Source organism: Ectothiorhodospiraceae bacterium 2226, assembly GCA_013348725.1.
Classification (GTDB): Bacteria; Pseudomonadota; Gammaproteobacteria.
Genome location: CP054689.1, coordinates 1,633,712 through 1,651,206 on the forward strand (window position 1 = coordinate 1,633,712; position 17,495 = coordinate 1,651,206).

The 17,495-nt window shown below is 68.0% G+C and carries 13 protein-coding genes; 10 read left to right on the top strand and 3 right to left on the bottom strand.

Annotated elements, in window-relative coordinates:
- Positions 1-112: 112 nt before the first annotated feature.
- Positions 113-2,818 (top strand): DNA polymerase I, encoded by a 2,706-nt coding sequence (polA, locus tag HUS23_07870; GenBank protein QKT03737.1) that lies wholly within the window; start codon positions 113-115, stop codon positions 2,816-2,818.
- A gap of 484 nt (positions 2,819-3,302) precedes the next feature.
- Here the strand turns inward: polA and HUS23_07875 are convergent, their stop codons facing one another.
- A complete protein-coding gene (locus HUS23_07875; protein QKT03738.1) occupies positions 3,303-3,914 on the bottom strand; it encodes a YihA family ribosome biogenesis GTP-binding protein in 612 nt (203 codons plus the stop codon).
- Positions 3,915-4,099: 185 nt separating this feature from the next.
- Between HUS23_07875 and HUS23_07880 the strand changes: the two genes are divergently transcribed.
- The 9 genes from HUS23_07880 to HUS23_07920 all read left to right on the top strand — a co-directional run bounded on the left by HUS23_07880 (position 4,100) and on the right by HUS23_07920 (position 14,248).
- Positions 4,100-4,429 (top strand): cytochrome c5 family protein, encoded by a 330-nt coding sequence (locus HUS23_07880; protein QKT03739.1) that lies wholly within the window; start codon positions 4,100-4,102, stop codon positions 4,427-4,429.
- A gap of 37 nt (positions 4,430-4,466) precedes the next feature.
- Entirely contained in the window at positions 4,467-5,066 is a 600-nt protein-coding gene (locus HUS23_07885) for a cytochrome c4 (GenBank protein ID QKT03740.1), read from the top strand.
- A 121-nt stretch (positions 5,067-5,187) separates the two neighbouring features.
- Positions 5,188-7,281, top strand: a complete 2,094-nt coding sequence (locus HUS23_07890) for a cytochrome c biogenesis protein ResB (GenBank protein ID QKT03741.1) — start codon at positions 5,188-5,190, stop codon at positions 7,279-7,281.
- Between the two features lie 17 nt (positions 7,282-7,298).
- Positions 7,299-8,477: a c-type cytochrome biogenesis protein CcsB gene (ccsB, locus tag HUS23_07895; GenBank protein QKT03742.1), complete on the top strand. Its 1,179-nt coding sequence runs from the start codon at positions 7,299-7,301 to the stop codon at positions 8,475-8,477.
- Positions 8,478-8,566: 89 nt separating this feature from the next.
- Positions 8,567-9,211 carry a thiol:disulfide interchange protein DsbA/DsbL gene (locus tag HUS23_07900; protein QKT03743.1) on the top strand — a complete coding sequence of 215 codons (645 nt, stop codon included), beginning with the start codon at positions 8,567-8,569 and terminating at the stop codon, positions 9,209-9,211.
- A 42-nt stretch (positions 9,212-9,253) separates the two neighbouring features.
- Positions 9,254-10,885 carry an acetolactate synthase large subunit gene (locus HUS23_07905; GenBank protein ID QKT03744.1) on the top strand — a complete coding sequence of 544 codons (1,632 nt, stop codon included), beginning with the start codon at positions 9,254-9,256 and terminating at the stop codon, positions 10,883-10,885.
- Positions 10,886-10,896: 11 nt separating this feature from the next.
- A complete protein-coding gene (locus tag HUS23_07910; protein ID QKT03745.1) occupies positions 10,897-11,742 on the top strand; it encodes an endonuclease/exonuclease/phosphatase family protein in 846 nt (281 codons plus the stop codon).
- A 289-nt stretch (positions 11,743-12,031) separates the two neighbouring features.
- Positions 12,032-13,177 carry a hypothetical protein gene (locus HUS23_07915; protein ID QKT03746.1) on the top strand — a complete coding sequence of 382 codons (1,146 nt, stop codon included), beginning with the start codon at positions 12,032-12,034 and terminating at the stop codon, positions 13,175-13,177.
- Between the two features lie 108 nt (positions 13,178-13,285).
- Entirely contained in the window at positions 13,286-14,248 is a 963-nt protein-coding gene (locus HUS23_07920; protein ID QKT03747.1) for an MBL fold metallo-hydrolase, read from the top strand.
- Between the two features lie 81 nt (positions 14,249-14,329).
- Here HUS23_07920 and HUS23_07925 read toward each other — a convergent pair whose 3' ends face one another.
- Together HUS23_07925 and HUS23_07930 are read right to left on the bottom strand one after the other, a co-directional pair.
- Positions 14,330-15,277: an IS110 family transposase gene (locus HUS23_07925; GenBank protein QKT03748.1), complete on the bottom strand. Its 948-nt coding sequence runs from the start codon at positions 15,275-15,277 to the stop codon at positions 14,330-14,332.
- A 217-nt stretch (positions 15,278-15,494) separates the two neighbouring features.
- Positions 15,495-17,495, bottom strand: a complete 2,001-nt coding sequence (locus HUS23_07930; protein ID QKT03749.1) for a sodium-translocating pyrophosphatase — start codon at positions 17,493-17,495, stop codon at positions 15,495-15,497.

Here is a 17,495-nt window from a genome sequence, read left to right on the forward strand (position 1 = left end):
TCGTCCGGCGGCTGCGCGCGCCGCGCCATTTTAGACATAATGCCCCCGGACAACACCTATTATCGCCCTGCCCGGCAGTCGGGCAAGGCGGCGCAGCGACAGGAATCCCATAATGACCCAAGCGCAGGAACGCCGGCTGGTGCTCGTGGACGGCTCGTCGTATCTCTACCGGGCCTTCCACGCCCTGCCGCCGCTGACCAACTCGGCGGGCGAGCCCACCGGCGCGATCTACGGCGTCACCAACATGCTGCGCCGCCTGCTGGCCGACTACGATCCGCTGCACGTGGCGGTGGTGTTCGACGCCAAGGGCAAGACCTTCCGCGACGACCTGTTCGCCGAGTACAAGTCGCACCGCCCCCCCATGCCCGACGAGCTCGCCGGCCAAGTGGACCGGCTGCACGAGGTCGTGCGTGGAATGGGGCTGCCGCTCTTGATGGTGGAGGGTGTGGAGGCCGACGATGTGATCGGCACGCTGGCGGTGGAGGCCGCCAAGCTCGGCATGCACACGCTGGTCTCGACCGGCGACAAGGACATGGCCCAGCTGGTGAACGGTCACGTGACGCTGGTGAACACCATGACCGGCACGGTGCTCGACCGCGACGGGGTGGTGGAGAAGTTCGGCGTGCCGCCCGAGTGCATCATCGACTACCTCGCCCTGATCGGCGACACGGTGGACAACATCCCCGGCGTGCCCAAGGTCGGGCCCAAGACCGCGGTGAGATGGCTGCAGGCCTACGGCACGCTGGATGGGGTGATCGCGCACGCCGACGAGATCAAGGGCAAGGTCGGCGAGAACCTGCGCGCCTGCCTCGACCAGCTGCCGCTGTCGCGCCAGCTCGCCACCATCCGCTGCGACGTGCCGCTGGAGGTGGGGCCGGCCGAGCTGGTGCGCCAGCAGCCCGATCGCGAGGCGCTGCGCAAGCTGTTCATGCGCCTGGAGTTCAAGACCTGGCTCGCCGAGCTGCTGGAGGAGGGTAGCGGCGCCGCGGCCCCGGCCGCCGAGGCGCCGCCGGTGCAGTACGAAACCGTGCTCGACGAGGCGGCGCTCGCGCGCTGGGTGGAGCGCCTGCGCGCGGCGGAGCTGTTCGCGATCGACACCGAGACCACCAGCCTGGACTACATGCAGGCGCGCCTGGTCGGCGTGTCGTTCGCCGTCACGCCCGGCGAGGCGGCCTACGTGCCGTTCGGTCACACCTATATGGATGCCCCCGACCAGCTGCCGATGGAGACGGTGCTGGCGGCGCTGCGCCCGTTGCTCGAAGACCCCGACCGGCCCAAGCTGGGCCAGGGGCTGAAGTACGACCTCAGCGTGTTCGCGCGCCACGGCATCGCGCTGCGCGGCATCGCCTACGACACCATGCTCGAGTCCTACGTGCTCGACAGCACCGCCACGGTGCACAGCCTGGACGCGCTCGCGCTCAAGTACCTGGGCCACAAGACCATCGCCTTCGAGGACGTGGCCGGCAAGGGGGTCAAGCAGCTCACGTTCGACCAGGTGCCGCTGGAGCAGGCCGCGCCCTACGCGGCCGAGGATGCCGACATCGCGCTGCGCCTGCACCAGCACCTGTGGCCGCGTTTGGCGGGCGTACCGGCGCTGCAGCGCCTGTTCGAGGAGATCGAGTTGCCGCTGGTGGCGGTGCTCTCGCGCATGGAGCGCCGCGGCGTGCTGGTGGACGCGGCGGCGCTGCGCGTGCAGAGCGGCGAGCTCGCCGAGCGCATGGCCGCCCTGGAGGCCGAGGCCCACGCCCTCGCGGGCGAGCCCTTCAACCTCGGTTCGCCCAAGCAGATCCAGGACATCCTGTTCGGCCGCCTCGGTCTGCCGGTGATCGCCAAGACGCCCAAGGGTCAGCCCTCCACCGCCGAGAACGTGCTGCAGGAGCTGGCGCTCGACTACCCGCTACCGCGCATCCTGCTCGAGCACCGCGCGCTGGCCAAGCTCAAGTCCACCTACACCGACCGCCTGCCCGAACAGGTCGACCCCGATACCGGCCGCGTCCACACCTCTTACCATCAAGCGGTGGCCGCCACCGGGCGGCTGTCCTCCTCCGAACCCAATCTGCAGAACATCCCGGTGCGCACCGCCGAGGGGCGGCGCATCCGTCAGGCCTTTATTGCCCCGCCGGGGCACAAGCTGGTGGCGGCCGATTACTCGCAGATCGAGCTGCGCATCATGGCGCACCTGTCGGGCGACGAGGGGCTGCTGCAGGCCTTCGCCGCGGGTGAGGACATCCACACCGCCACCGCCGCCGAGGTGTTCGGCCTGTCGCGCGAGGTCGTCACCCCCGACCAGCGGCGCAGCGCCAAGGCGATCAATTTCGGCCTGATCTACGGCATGTCCGCCTTCGGGCTGGCGCGCCAGCTCGGCATCACCCGTGAGGCGGCGCAGGAGTATGTGACCCGCTATTTCGCCCGCTATCCCGGCGTGAAGGCGTACATGGACCGCAGCCGCGACACCGCGCGGGAACTCGGCTATGTGGAGACGGTCTTTGGTAGGCGGCTGCACATACCCGAGATCAACTCGCGCAACGGCCAGCGTCGCCAGTATGCCGAGCGCAGCGCGATCAACGCGCCCATGCAGGGCACCGCAGCGGACATCATCAAGCGCGCCATGATCGACGTGGACCGCTGGCTGGAGCGGGGCGAGGTCGAGGCGCGCATGATCATGCAGGTGCATGACGAATTGGTGTTCGAGGTGGCCGAGGCCTCGGTGGAGGCGCTGGTGAGCGGGGTGCGCGAGCGCATGGCGGGCGCGGCCGAACTGCGTGTGCCGCTGGCGGTGGACGTCGGGGTCGGCGACAGCTGGGATGAGGCGCACTGAGCGCCGAGGCGGCGTGGAGGTGTTGTTGGCCCGCGCCGATACGGACTGGCTCGGACCCCGCAGCGCACCACGGCGCTGGATTACAGACGCGCAACGGCGCTGGGTTACAGACGCGCAAAGAGGCGCTGGGCGACTTAGGGAAGTCGCTTCGAATTTTTATCACCGGTGAATGAACTAACACCGCGAGCGCCAGTCATATCAGTTGCAGGCGCGCTAGGCGCGCCCCCCGTCGAACCCTCCGACGGGAAACTGAATGCCCGGAATCCCCAAGCCGGGCACTTTGTGGCCCCGGAACTCTCCCCCCCTCAAATTCTCCGGGGCTTTTTTTTGCCTCTGAAGTATAGCCGCGGTTCTTCTGGAGTCCAGAAACTCACCCTGCTCAGCCATCTCGCTTCGTGAGGGCTTAGTATTCCGATGCTTGCGCGCGGGTTGAAGATGCTAGGCGTTCAGTATGACTGTCTAAACGGTTGATCGCACGTGGGACCTAATCCTGCTGCCGCTCCTCGGAGGGCGGGAAAGCCAGCCAAGCGTCCAAACGTGCGGTCAAGGTCTCCAAGCCCTCGCGTCGCAAGGCCGAGAACAGCTGCGCTTGCGTACCCGGCGGCAGCGCGGCGCGTACCCGCTGCAGGGTGGCGGCAGCCGCGCCGCGGCTCAGCTTGTCGGCCTTGGTGAGCAGCGCGTGCAAGCCAAGGCCGTGATGTGCGGCGAACTCCAGCAGCTGCACGTCCTGCTCGGTCAGCGGCCGGCGCGCGTCCATCACCACCACCAGTCCCCGCAGGCAGCGACGGCCGGTGAGGTATTGCTCGATGAACGCCTGCCAGCGGCGGCGTATCGGTGCCGGCACCTTGGCATAGCCGTAGCCCGGCAGGTCCACCAGACGGCGCTCGGCGTCCAAGGTGAAGAAGTTGATCTGGCGCGTACGCCCCGGGGTCTTGCTGGTGCGCGCGAGCCCGGTGCGCGTCAACACGTTCAGCGCGCTGGACTTGCCGGCGTTGGAGCGGCCGACGAAGGCCACCTCGGCGCCCTCGTCCGGCGGCAGGTGAGCCCAGGCCTCGGCGCTTAAAAGGAATTGAGCCTCGCGATATATAGAGTGCATAGTGTTGATGGGGCGGCGGCGGCGGGGCCGTCATCGGTTGACCTATATTAGCGCGGGCTGGTATACAGTGGCGTCCGTTTCCGGCACCCCGCCCCGCGGGGGGGTGCGGCGGGCGGCGATTGTACCATGTATACTTGCGTCGACGGATTAAAAGACCAACCAATCTGCTACTTAGGAGTTCGACAATGAAGACCTTGATGCAGGCTGTAGGCGTTTGTGTGCTCGGCGCGGGGATGATGGCTGCCGTTCACGCGGATGATGTGAAGGCGGGCGAGCAGGTGCACCAGCAGGCTTGCTTCGCGTGCCACGGCACGGGCGCCGCCGGCGCGCCGCGTACCGGAGACAAGGCCGCGTGGGCCCCGCGCATCGAGCAGGGGATGGACACGCTGGTCAAGCACGCCATCGAGGGTTTCCGGGGTGACAAAGGCTTCATGCCCCCCAAGGGTGGCGCCACTCACCTGAGCGACGAGCAGGTTCGCAACGCCGTGGTCTACATGGTGCAGGCGAGCCAGTAACACCACGTCGCATCACCTAATAATTCTGGAAGGTTTGATGAAAAAGACAGCTATCGCAGCCCTGCTGATGTTCGGCTTCTCGGGCGCTTCCGTGGCCGCGGATGTGGAAGCCGGCCGCGCGATCGCGCAAAACTGTGCCGCCTGCCACGGCGCCGACGGCAACAGCCAGAACCCGGAATGGCCGAAGCTGGCCGCTCAGCACGAAGGCTACCTCGTCAAGCAGCTCGCCGACTTCAAGGGGGGCGCGCGCCAGGATCAGCTGATGAGCGCCCAGGCGCAGCCGCTCTCCGAAGAGGATATGCGCAACGTGGCGGCCTTCTACGCCCAGCAGCGCATCCAGGCCGAAACCGCCGACCAGGAGGTCGTTGCGCTGGGTGAACGCATCTACCGCGGCGGTAATCCCGCCTCGGGCGTCGCGGCCTGCATCAGCTGCCACGGTCCCGGCGGCGCCGGCAACCCGGCGGCCAATTTCCCGCGCGTGGCGGGTCAGCATGCGGCATACTCTGCCAAGACGCTGCGCGACTTCCGCGAGAACCGTCGGGCCAACGATGCCGGGCAGATGATGCGCAACATCGCTGCTCGCATGACCGACGAGGAGATCGAGGCCGTTTCGCAGTACATGGCCGGCCTGCGGTAGCCGCCTAAGGCGGCAGGGGCGGACCGTCGCCCCTGCCGTTTTTTTTTGGCATCAGTCGGGCGGAACTTTCTGACTAACCACTTATCATACAAGTGGTTGAGTTCGCCCCCACCGGAGCCCCATGAGCAGTTCGATCTCGCGTCCGCGCAAAACAACCGGCAAGGTCCTTCTCGAGTTCCTCGGCTCCATGAACCTTGCCATCACGCTGCTGGTGGCGTTGGCCATTGCCTCCATCATCGGCACCGTTCTGCAGCAGAATCTGCCCTATCCCGAATACGTCATGCAGTTCGGCCCCTACTGGTTCGAGCTGTTCGAGCGTCTCGGCCTGTACGACGTGTACAGCGCCTGGTGGTTCATGATCATCCTGGGCTTCCTGTTGGTCTCCACCAGCGTCTGCGTCTACCGCAACGCGCCCGGCATGCTGCGCGAGATGCGCCAGTTCCGCACGCGCACCCAGGAGCGCTCGCTGCGCGCGCTGCGCAACTCCCACGAATGGCGGGGGCGCGGCGAACCGGAGGCGGTGGTGGCCGCCGCGCGCGAGGCGCTCACGCAGGATGGCTACCGTGTGCGCAGCAAGGCCGAACCCGACCGCCACCTGGTGGCCGGCATGCGCGGCGCGAGCAACCGCCTGGGTTACCTCTTCACCCACCTTGCCATCGTGGTGATCTGTATCGGCGGCCTGATCGACGGCAACATCGGCCTTAAGTTCAAGGAGATGAGCGGCCGCCTGCAGGTCGAGACGCGCGACATTCTGGCGCGCGACGTGCCGGCCGAGTCGCGCCTGGCGGCCGGCGAGTCGTCCGCCTTCCGCGGCAACGTGACCATTCCCGAGGGCGCGCGCGCCGGGCTGGTGTTCCTCAATATTCGCGACGGCTACGTGATCCAGGAGCTGCCGTTCGATATCGAGGTCAAGGAGTTTCGCATCCGCCGCTATCCCAACGGCGAGCCTTCCTCGTACGAAAGTGATCTCGTGATTCACGATCCGCAGCTCGACGAGCCGCTGCATCGCACCATCAAGGTCAATCACCCGCTGATCCACCGCGGCTACGCGATCTACCAGGCGAGTTTCGCCGATGGCGGCTCGCGCGTGGCGATGAACGTCGTGCCGCTCAGCGGCACGGGCGAGCCGGCGCCGATCGAGGGCCGCGTGGAGCGCGACCCCATTCCGCTGCAGACCAGTGCCGGCCAGGTGCGCGTGGAACTGGTCGACTTCCAGCCGCTGAACGTCTTCCCGGTGCAGGAAGGGCGCGGCATCCAGCGTGACTTCGTCGATTTCGGTCCGAGCGTGGTGTTCCGCCTGCGCGACGCGCGCGGCATGGCGCGCGAGTACCTCAACTATGTGAACCCGGTCGAGCAGGACGGACGCCTGTTCTTTTTGAGCGGCGTGCGCTCCGAGATCCCGGGCGATGAGTTCCGGTATCTGCACCTGCCGGTCGGCCCGGATGGCACCCTGGATCGCTTCCTCAGTTACCGGGCGCGCCTGGGCAACCCCGCCCAGGTGGCCGACATCGCCGAGCAGCATGCGCGCAGCACCATCGCCGCGGCCAACATGACCGACCTCAGCGTGCTGGACAACATCACCGCGTCCATGACGCGTCTGGTGGGCTTGTTCAACAGTGGCGGCTTCGATGCGGTGGTGAACTTCGTGCGCGAGACGGTGCCCGAGGAGCGTCACGAAGACGTAACCAACGCGTACTTCAAGGTGCTGGAGAGCATCCTGCAGGCGGTCTACCTCGACGTCCTCGACGACGAGGGCGTGGATCTGCGCGCGGGGGTGCCCGAGGCGGAGGCCTGGTTCTTCGAGGATGCGGTCAACGCCATCACCGCGCTGTCGCGTTATGGCGCCGATGTGTATATGCAAGTGACCGACTACGAGCACCGCGAGGCCACCGGCTTGCAGATCGCCAGGGCGCCCGGCCAAAATATCGTGTACTTTGGTAGCTTGATGCTGATCGTCGGCATCTTCCTGATGTTTTACGTGGCGCACCGGCGAGTCTGGCTATTGGTGCGCCGTCAGGGCGACGGCGAGGTCAGCGTCCTGCTGGCGGGCAGCGACAACCGTCACCAGCGGGAATTCGCCCGCGAGTTCGAGCGTCTGCGCCAGCGCGTGGACGCCCGGTTGACCGACTTGGTCGGACCGGCCGAAGAGACGACGCGCAACCCGGGTCAGCCTGCGCCGCACACGGCGCCGCGCACCCCGGAACGCACCGAGTAAGCGAGGAGGTGGGAGCCATGTCTGTCCCCAAAGACGTTATCGAACAAAGCCTGGATACGCGTTCCTACTTCAAGCGCCGCAACGTCTGGGACTGGTCCTGGGCGCTGCTGGTGATGGCCGCGACCACCACCGCCTACGTCCTGTACGGCCAGTACATGGGCATCTACGACGTGATGATCCTGTTCGGCACCGGCCTCGGCCTGGTGGCCCTCGGCTGGTACTGGAAGGCGACCCGCGTCCTGATCCTGGCATCGGCCGTCGCGTCGCTGGCAGCGATTGGCTTCTATGGAGACAGCCTCGCCAACGCGCAACAGAACTTCTTCCTGAAGTACCTGCTTTCCAACCAAGCCGCCGTGATGTGGATGAGTGCGCTGTTCGTCATGGCTACCGGGAGCTACCTGCTGGGCCTTGTCGCGCGTTCGGACTTCGCGCTGCGGGTCGGCTCGGCGATGACCTGGACCGCCGCCGGCTTCGGGCTCATCGCGCTGCTGGTACGCTGGCGCGAGACCTACCTCGCCGGGCCCGACATGGGCTATATCCCGGTCAGCAACCTCTACGAGGTGTTCATCCAGTTCGCGGTGGTCACCGCGCTGCTGTACCTGCATTACGAACGCCGCTTCAATAACCGCACGCTGGGCGTGTTCGTGCTGGCCTCCATCAGCTCCATGGTGGCCTTCATCCTGTGGTACACCTTCGACCGGCAGGCGCACGAAATCGAGCCGCTGGTGCCGGCGCTGCGCAGCTGGTGGATGACCATCCACGTGCCGGCCAACTTCATCGGCTACGGCACCTTCACCATCGCCGCCATGGTGGGCGTGGCCTATCTGCTGAAGGCGCGCGCCGAGCGGGTGAACCCGAGCGGCTACCTCGCCAACCGGCTGCCGAGCCGCGAGGTGATGGACGACGTGATGTACAAGGCCATTGCGCTGGGCTTCGCGTTCTTCACCATCGCGACGGTGCTGGGCGCCATGTGGGCGGCCGAGGCCTGGGGCGGTTACTGGTCCTGGGATCCGAAGGAGACCTGGGCGCTGATCGTGTGGCTGAACTACGCCGCGTGGCTGCATCTGCGGCTCACCAAGGGCTGGCGGGGCGTGCCGCTCGCCTGGTGGGCGATCGTCGGCCTGTTCATCACCTTGTTCGCGTTCATCGGCGTGAACATGTTCCTGGCCGGCCTGCATTCCTACGGCGAGTTGTAAGCCCCCGACGCCCGGCGGGCCTGCGGACGCGGGCCCGCCGAACGTTTTTCAAGGCCGGCGCGAGCCCGGCACAGAGGAGTCGACATCCAATGAAGTGCACTAGACTGTGGGCGTTTGCGCTCGTCTTCGCCCTGTCCTGGGTGGGCGTGGCGCAGGCGGTGGACGAAGGGATCGACTACCGGCGCCTGTCCCCGGCGCAGCCCACGGACGTACCAGCCGGACATGTCGAAGTGATCGAGTTGTTCTGGTACGGCTGCCCGCACTGCGACACGCTCGAGCCTAAACTTCAGCGGTGGAAGGCCGATCTACCGGAAGACGTCACCTTCCGCGCCGTGCCGGCGGTGCTCAACCCGAACTGGGTGTTGCACGCGCAGGCGTACTACACCGCGGAGGTGCTGGGTGTGCTGGACCGCATCCATCAGCCGATGTACGACGCGATTCACCGCGAGCGCCGCGCGCTCAACTCGCGGGAGGCGCTGCGCAACTTCTTCGCCGAGCACGGCGTCGAGCCGGCCCAGTTCGACCAGACCTTCAATTCGTTCGCCGTGCAGACGCGGGTGCGTCGCGCCGACGCTCTCGGCCGACGCTACGGTGCGACGAGCGTCCCGTCGATGGTCGTGAACGGCAAGTACTATACGGATGGCGCCATGGCCGGCGGCCAGGACCGCATGCTCGAAGTGGTGAACGCGCTGGTGGAGCAGGAGCGGGCGCAGGCGCGTGCCGCGCAACAGTAGCAGGAGCCGCAGCCTCCCGGGTTGCGGCCCGGGGGAGAATCGATGAAGGCAGCCGAGCTGTTCGTCAGGTGTCTTGAAAACGAAGGTGTGGAGTACATCTTCGGCCTGCCGGGCGAAGAGAATATCGACGTCCTCGACGCGCTGATCGATTCCCCTATCCAATTCGTCACCGTGCGCCACGAGCAGGGCGCCGCCTTCATGGCCGACGTCTACGGCCGCCTCACCGGCCGCGCCGGGGTGTGCATGTCCACCCTCGGCCCCGGCGCCACCAACCTCATCACCGGCGTGGCCGATGCCAACATGGACCACGCCCCGCTGGTCGCCATCGCCGGCCAGGCCAGCACCCAGCGCCTGCACAAGGAATCGCACCAGGTGCTGGACCTGGAGGAGATGTTCCGCCTCGTCACCAAGTACTCCTCGCGCATCCTGACCCCGGACATCATCCCCGAGGTGGTGCGCAAGGCCTTCAAGCTCGCCCAGACCGAGAAGACCGGTGCCTGCTTCATCGAGTTTCCGGAAAACCTCGCCGCGCTTACCGTCAACGAGCAGCCGCTGGTGCGGCAGCAACCCACGCCGCCCGAGCCCGCCGCCGAGCGCGTGGAGGCCGCGGCGCAGCTGATCTCCCAGGCCAAGTACCCGATCATCCTGGCGGGCAACGGCGTGGTGCGCGCCGGCGCATGGCGCCAGCTCGCGGCCTTTGCCGAGCGGCTCAACATCCCGCTGGCCAACACCTTCATGGCCAAAGGGGTGATTCCCTTCAAGCACCCGATGGCGCTCGGCAGCGCCGGCCTGCAGGCCAAGGACTTCGTCAGCTGCGGCTTCGACCGCGCCGACGTGATCATCTGCGTGGGTTATGACCTGGTCGAATATCACCCCAAGGCCTGGCACCCGACGCGCGACCGCAAGATCGTGCACATCGACTCCACGCCGGCCGAGGTCGACGCGCATTACATGGTCGAGGTCGGCGTGGTGGGCGACATCAAGCACAGCCTGCTGCGCCTGGCGGATTTGGCCACGCCGCATCAAGGTCATACCCTGCGACCGCTGCGCGAGGCGCTGATCCGCGAGATGGACGCCCACAAGGACGACGCCCTCATGCCGGTCAAGCCGCAGAAGATCATCTGGGACTTGCGCACGGCCATGGATCTCGAGGACGTCGTAGTGTGTGACGTGGGCGCGCACAAGATGTGGATGGCGCGGATGTTCCGCTGCGAGTTCCCGAACACCTGCATCATCTCCAACGGCTTCGCCAGCATGGGGATCGCGGTGCCGGGCGCGATCGCGGCCAAGCTCGCGCTGCCCGACCGTGCGGTGGTGGCGGTAACGGGCGACGCCGGATTCCTGATGAACGTGCAGGAGCTCGAGGTGGCGGTGCGCTTGAAGTTGCCCATCGTCGTCCTCATTTGGAACGACGGCGGTTACGGCCTGATCGAATGGAAGCAGATGACGCGCTTCGGCCGGGCCGCCCACGTGGACTTCACCAACCCCGATTTCATCAAGTTGGCGGAGTCCTTCGGGGCCAAGGGACGACGCATCGAACGCGTGGAGGACCTGCTGCCGACCCTCAAGGAGGCGCTGGCCGATGACGCGGTGACCATCATCGACTGCCCGGTGGACTACCGCGAGAACCTCAAGCTCACCAGTTCGCTGGGAGACATGATCTGTCCGATATAGCGCCGGAGATTATGAGCCAAGACGCAGGCCCCATCGAGCAGCGACTGCCGAGCCCTGGCGCAGGCCAGCGCCTGCGTCTGTTGAGCTATAACGTGCAGGTCGGCATCGCCACCGCGCGCGCACACGAGTACCTCACCGCGAGCTGGAAGCACGTGCTGCCGCACTCCGAGCGGCTGCGCAATCTCGATCGCACCGCCGACATCCTGGGCGACTTCGACATCGTCGGCCTGCAGGAGCTGGACGCGGGCAGCCTGCGCAGCGGGTTCATCAACCTCACCGAGTACCTCGCGCTGCGCGCCGGCTTCCCCTACTGGCACCACCAGGTAAACCGCCGGCTCGGCAAGCTCGCCCAGCACGCCAACGGCCTGCTGTCGCGCTACAAGCCCACCGAGATCGTGGAGTACAGCCTGCCCGGGTTCATCAAGGGCCGCGGCGCGATCATGGCGAGTTACGGCCCGCGCGAGAACCCGCTGGTGCTGTTCTTCATTCACCTCGCGCTCAGCCAGCGGGCCCGCGCCAACCAGCTCGCCTTCATCAGCGAACTAGTGAACGAACACAAGCACGTCGCGTTGATGGGCGACCTCAACTGCACGCCCCGCGCGCGGGAGATGGACATCCTGTTCAAGCGCACCCACCTCGTCGAGCCGCTGCCGGAGCTGCACACCTTCCCGAGCTGGTGCCCGATCCGCAACATCGACCACATCCTCGTCTCGCCCGAGCTCGAGGTGCGCGAGGCACGGGTCTTGAACCACATCTGTTCGGACCATCTGCCGATCTCGACCGAGATCGTGCTCCCGCCCGACCTGATCCTCCCCGAGTACGTCTACGACAGCCTGGAGGACGAGTCCCCGCTGTAGGCAGGGCGGGCCGCCCCGCCGGCCCAAGGCTGCCCGCTGTTCCCAACTTGATCGCGGGAACTGCCGCACACCCCCCGCACCGCGGTAGGACAGTCCGGCAACGCTGTCACCCTTGCGTTCCTGCGCCCCTCGTACTTTCAGCGCACGCTCAATCGCTTGTGCGGCAGGCCGTGTCGGTCCGCTGAGATCGGCGAGCTAGACTTTGCGGACCGGCATTCACGCCAAGGAGGCCCGCATGCACTCGAACCCCTCGCCCACTCAGTCCCGCCCGCGCCCGCGCCCCTGAGCTGTGGCCGAGCGTCGGCTTGAAGAGGAATACGCCCCCGAGTCCAACCGCCTGGAACACGCTGCGGCCCGTTACCTGCGCGAGCGGGTGGGCGGCGAGCCGGCCCAGGTGGCGGCACTCGCCCCCGAGGACGTGCACGTGCTAAAGCGTGTGCAGCGGCGCGCGGTCGCCTGGGCCGCGTTGGCGGGTGCGATCTCCGGCGGGCTGCTCGGTATCGGCGAGGTGATCCTGCGCCAGGAGTTCATCGGCAACGCCGAAGTCGCCAGCCTGCGCGAGCAGCTGCCGTACTGGGCCGTGTACGGCGTGATCGCGCTGGTCATCAGCGGGCTGGAGATCCTGTTCCTGTACTGGAACGCCCTGAACGGCACCGCGCGGGCGGCGTCCCTGACGGGCGTGCCGCGCGACGCGCGCGGCGAGATCATGGTGCGCGGCCTCGCGCGCGCCGCGCTGGAGTTTCCCAATCCGCACGAACCCGTCTACGGCATCGATCCCTACGCACGCACCCCGCGCTGGAAGCTGCTCGCCTGGGCTGCGATGTACCGCATGAAGGTGGGCGTCACCAGCTTCATCCTGCGCGTGCTGCTGCGGCGCATGCTGGGGCGCGCCGCGTTGCGCACCATCATCCCGCTGGTGGCGGGCCCGTTGTACGCGGTGTGGAACGCCGTCATCACCTACCGCATCCTGCGCGAGGTGCGGGTGCGCGCCTACGGGCCGCACGCCATCGAGGCGTTGGTGGCACGGCTTGCCGAGCGCGAGCTCGACACCGCTGCGCGGCCCGTGCTGCTGGCCGCGGTGGCCGAGACCATGGTGCGCAGCGAGGATGCGCACCCGAACTTCGTCATGCTGCTCGCGCAGCTCGCGCGCGTGCTCGACGTGCACCCCGAGGAGCTCGATTGCGACTGGGCCGGCGCCGAGCGCGCGCTCGGCGAACTGGATGCCCCGGCGCAGGACGCGGTGCTCGAGGTGCTGGCGCTGGCGGTGGTGCTGGACGGGCGCGTGCGCCGCGGCGAGCGGCAACTCTTGGCGGACGCGCACGAGGCCTGCGGGCGGCGCTTCAACGCCGAGGCGCTCAATGAAGTCCGTGCCCAGCTGCTGCGCGGCCAGGCCGGCGGCGAGCGTGGACTCGCGGCGGTCTGGGCGCGCGCCTGACGCCGCCCCCGACCCGCCCCCGACCCCGCACCGGTCACCTCACCGACCCCCTAGCGCGCGCGCCGCGGACGTGGCTATATAGGCTTCTTCCTACACGAGGATCCGCCGATGCGCGCTTGGCTGCTGGGTTCGATGGGGGTGCTGGTGCTCGGCGCCGTGGCACTGGTGGTCCTGGCGACGCCCGCCGCGCCGGGCGACTACGCGATGCAGCCGGTGGAGGTCGGGCCGGGCGTCTACGCCGTCCCCTCCGCGGCGCGAGACCTGCCCAACCCAGAGAACAAGGGCTGGAACGCCAACCTCGCCTTCGTGGTCACCGGCGACGGCGTGCTGGTGGTCGACACCGGCTCGTCCGAGACCATCGGCCGCGCCCTGCGCGAGGCCGTCGCCGGCGTCACCGATCAGCCGGTACGCTGGATCGTCAACACCCACGCCCACGGCGACCACTGGCTCGGCAACGCCGCCTTCGAGACCGACGCGGCGGTGATCGCCTCCACGCCCGTGCGCGCCCGCATCGAGCAGGAGGCCGAGCGCTGGATCACCCTGTTCGACACCATGACCGAGGGCGCCACCGGCGCCTCCCGCGTGCGCCTGCCCGACACCTTGGTCGACGAGCACCGCGTGTTCGACATGGGCGGGACGCGCGTGGAGCTGATCCCTTCCGGCGACAGCCACTCCGAAGGCGACCTGGTGGTGTGGCTGCCCGAGGCGCGCGCACTGATCACCGGCGACGTGCTGTACTCCGATCGCGCGCCCTCGCTGTGGGACGGCGACGCGCGCCAGTGGTCCGCCTTCCTCGGCGAACTGATCGCGCTCGAGCCCGCGGTGGTCATTCCCGGCCACGGCAGCGTGAGCGACGTTCAGGGCCTCAAGCGCCTGCAGGCCTTCATCGACCAGATGTGGGAAGTGGTCGCCGAGGGCGTCGACCAGGGCCTCGCCGACTTCGAGGTGGTGCCCGTCGCCAGCGAGCGCTTGGCCGCATTCCGCCCGCACTACGCCGGCTACGACGAGAAGATGAGCCGCTCCGTCGCTGCCGTCTACGCGCAGGTCGAGCAGAGCCTATTCGCCGACTGAGCGCGCGCTTCCGCGGGGCGCGTCGTCGTAGCGCGCTCGGCGTGCTCCCTCCCCCGCGCCAGCGGGGGAGCAACTGTGTAGTCAAGGCCCGCCATCGACGACTCTCCAAGGCGTCTGCGTGCGCACCATGACGTTGATGATGGTCAGCAGTTTACGCATGCAGGCGACCAGCGCGACCTTGGGCCTCTTTCCAGCGGCAACGAGCCGTTGATAGAAGGTGCGGATGATGGGGTTGCAGCGCACGGCGGTCACCGTGGCCATGTAAAGCGCAGAGCGCACGGCGGCCCGTCCGCCCCAGATGGTGCGTCGCCCGCGCAGGGTGCCGCTGTCGCGGTTCAGGGGGGCTACGCCCACCAGTGCCGCGATCTGGCGCCGGTTCAGGCGCCCGAGCTCGGGCAGCGCCGACACGAGGGTGATCGAGCACACCTTGCCGATGCCTGGGACGCTTTGGAGCAGATCGTCGAGCTGGCGCCACAGGGGGCTCTCGCGCAGCAGGGCCCGCAGCCGATGGTCGGTTTCGCGCAGTTGCTGCTCGAGGTGGCGAATAAGCGCCTTGATGCTGGGACGCACGCTCTTAGGTGCGCCGCTTAAGCGGTTCTTCTCCATCGCCAGCATTTGCACCAACTGGGCCCGTCGTGCCCGTAGGGCTTCGAGCTCCTGGGCCTGCGCATCGCGCAGAGGGCGCACCTCGGGGCGCACCGCTTCGGCGAAGCGCGCCAGGACGTATGCATCTAGCCGATCGGTTTTGGCGAGGCGCCCGAGCGACTTGGCGAAGTCCCGTACCTGGCGCGGATTGACCACCACCACGGGCAAGCCGGCAGCGGCGAGTCCCGAGACGGCCGCGGTCTCAAGCCCGCCTGTGGCTTCCAGAACGATCAAGGCGGGGCTCAGATCGCCAAGCTGCGCCACGAGTTGCGCCACACCTGCCTCATCGTTAGGTACTTGCCAAGCCCGCTCCTGCGATTGCAGCGCCACGTCTAACCACTGTTTGGAGACGTCAATCCCCACAAACGGTCTGTTATCGCTCATCCACCAACTCCCAGCCTTGTCATGCGGGCTCGAGGCCCCGGCAACTGTACGGGTTCTTGGATAGAATGGCGCGGCGCTCCTAGCTCCCCCACGGACTCGTACCGTCCAAGGGTTTTGGACGATCTACCGCGCCGTGGGACAAGTTGTAACAGACAAGGGCTGGGGAGGGGGCCGCGGCGCAGCCGCGGGGGGCGGTCGTTGCTCGCGCGCCGGGCGCCTACTGCAACAGCGGCGCAATCACCAGGCTGACCATCGCCAGCACCTTGATGAGGATGTTCAGGGAGGGCCCGGAGGTGTCCTTGAACGGGTCACCCACCGTGTCGCCGACCACCGCGGCGTGGTGCGCCGGCGAGCCCTTACCGCCGAGGGCGCCGCGTTCGATGGACTTCTTGGCGTTGTCCCAGGCGCCGCCGGAATTGACCATGGTCAGCGCCAACGCCACGCCGTTGACCAGGGCGCCGCCCAGCATGCCGCCGAGCGCGTGCGGGCCGAGGGTGAAGCCGACCAGCGGCGGGGCGGCCACCGCGAGTATCCCCGGCAGCAGCATCTTCTTGAGCGCGGCGGTGGTGGCGATGTCCACGCAGCGGGCCGTATCCGGCGCGGCGGTGCCTTCCATCAGCCCGGGGATCTCGCGGAACTGGCGCCGGATCTCCTGGATCATCTCCACCGCGGCGCTGCCCACCGCGGTCATGGTCACCGCGCTCAGAATGAACGGAAAGGCCGCGCCGATGAACACCCCCGCCAGTACGCGCGGGTCGCCGAGGTAGAGGTTGAAGTCCGGCACGTGCAGCGCGACGGTCTCCACGTAGGCCGTGATGAGGGCCAGCGCCGCCAGCGCCGCGCCGCCGATGGCAAAGCCCTTGCCGATCGCCGCGGTGGTGTTGCCGAGTTCATCGAGCTCGTCGGTGATCAGGCGCGTGCGGATGCCGAGCCCGCCCATCTCCGCGATGCCGCCGGCGTTGTCGGCAATCGGCCCGTAGGCGTCCACCGACATGGTGATGCCCACCGTGGCCAGCATGCCCACCGCAGCGATGCCCACGCCATACACCCCGGCGAACTCGGTGCTGACCAGCATGATGAGGATGATCATGCCGATCGGTATCGCCACCGAGCGCATGCCGGCCGCCAGCCCCGCGATGACCACGGTGGCCGCGCCGGTCTCGCCCGCCTCGGCGATGCGGCGCACCGTGCGCCCGCTGGTGTAGTACTCGGTGACCAGGCCGATCACCACGCCGCCCACCGCGCCCGCCAGCACCGCGCCCCACACCCCCGGCGCGATGCCGAGCGCACGGATGACGAACCAGGCCAGCGCCATAAACAGCACCGCCGAGCCGATGGTGCCCCAACGCAAGGCCGCGGCCGGTGCCTGGGCGGCGAAGGCGCGCACCAGCCCGATGCCGACCAGCACGCTCACCAGACCCGCGGTGGCCAGCGCGAGCGGCAGGAACATGAGGTCCGCGCGCGCGCCGAGCGCCTCCAGCGCGGGCCCCGACAACGTCGCCGCCAAGGCGATGGTGGCGATGATCGCGCCCACGTAGGACTCGAAGATGTCCGAGCCCATGCCCGCCACGTCGCCGACGTTGTCGCCCACGTTGTCGGCGATCACACCGGGGTTGCGCGGGTCGTCTTCGGGAATGCCCGCCTCCAGCTTGCCGACCAGGTCGGCGGCCACGTCCGCGCTCTTGGTGTAGATGCCGCCGCCCGCGCGCGAGAACAGCGCCACGCTGCCCGCGCCCATGCCGAAGCCGTGGATCACGTAGGCGCTCGCCGGATCGGAATAGAACCAGAACAGGGTGCCCAGCCCCACCAGCCCGAGCGCCGCCACCGACAGCCCCATTACCGAGCCGCCGTAGAAGGCGACCGTCAGCGCCGCCGCGCTGCCGCGCGTGTGCGCCGCCACCGTGGTGCGCACGTTGGCCTGGGTGGCGGCGTACATGCCCGCGTAGCCAGCGAGGCCGGAGGCCCCCGCCCCGGCCAGGAAGGCCATCGCCGAGGCGCCATCCAGAAATACCCACAGCAGCGCGAACACCACCGCGACGAACAGCGCGAGCATGGAGTACTCGCGGCGTAGGAACACCATCGCGCCGAGGTGGATGGCCTGCGCGATATCGGCGATCTTGCCGGCGCCGGCGGGGTAGCGGCGCACGCGCAGGTAGAGCCCGTAGGCCGCCAGCAGCCCGAGAATGCCGAACAGCGGCGGTAACAGCGTGATGTCCAT

Coding starts and splice junctions, on each gene's coding strand:
- polA (QKT03737.1), top strand. CDS start 113: ATGACCCAAGCGCAGGAACGCCGGCTGGTGCTCGTGGACGGCTCGTCG.
- HUS23_07875 (QKT03738.1), bottom strand. CDS start 3,914: ATGCACTCTATATATCGCGAGGCTCAATTCCTTTTAAGCGCCGAGGCC.
- HUS23_07880 (QKT03739.1), top strand. CDS start 4,100: ATGAAGACCTTGATGCAGGCTGTAGGCGTTTGTGTGCTCGGCGCGGGG.
- HUS23_07885 (QKT03740.1), top strand. CDS start 4,467: ATGAAAAAGACAGCTATCGCAGCCCTGCTGATGTTCGGCTTCTCGGGC.
- HUS23_07890 (QKT03741.1), top strand. CDS start 5,188: ATGAGCAGTTCGATCTCGCGTCCGCGCAAAACAACCGGCAAGGTCCTT.
- ccsB (QKT03742.1), top strand. CDS start 7,299: ATGTCTGTCCCCAAAGACGTTATCGAACAAAGCCTGGATACGCGTTCC.
- HUS23_07900 (QKT03743.1), top strand. CDS start 8,567: ATGAAGTGCACTAGACTGTGGGCGTTTGCGCTCGTCTTCGCCCTGTCC.
- HUS23_07905 (QKT03744.1), top strand. CDS start 9,254: ATGAAGGCAGCCGAGCTGTTCGTCAGGTGTCTTGAAAACGAAGGTGTG.
- HUS23_07910 (QKT03745.1), top strand. CDS start 10,897: ATGAGCCAAGACGCAGGCCCCATCGAGCAGCGACTGCCGAGCCCTGGC.
- HUS23_07920 (QKT03747.1), top strand. CDS start 13,286: ATGCGCGCTTGGCTGCTGGGTTCGATGGGGGTGCTGGTGCTCGGCGCC.
- HUS23_07925 (QKT03748.1), bottom strand. CDS start 15,277: ATGAGCGATAACAGACCGTTTGTGGGGATTGACGTCTCCAAACAGTGG.
- HUS23_07930 (QKT03749.1), bottom strand. CDS start 17,495: ATGGACATCACGCTGTTACCGCCGCTGTTCGGCATTCTCGGGCTGCTG.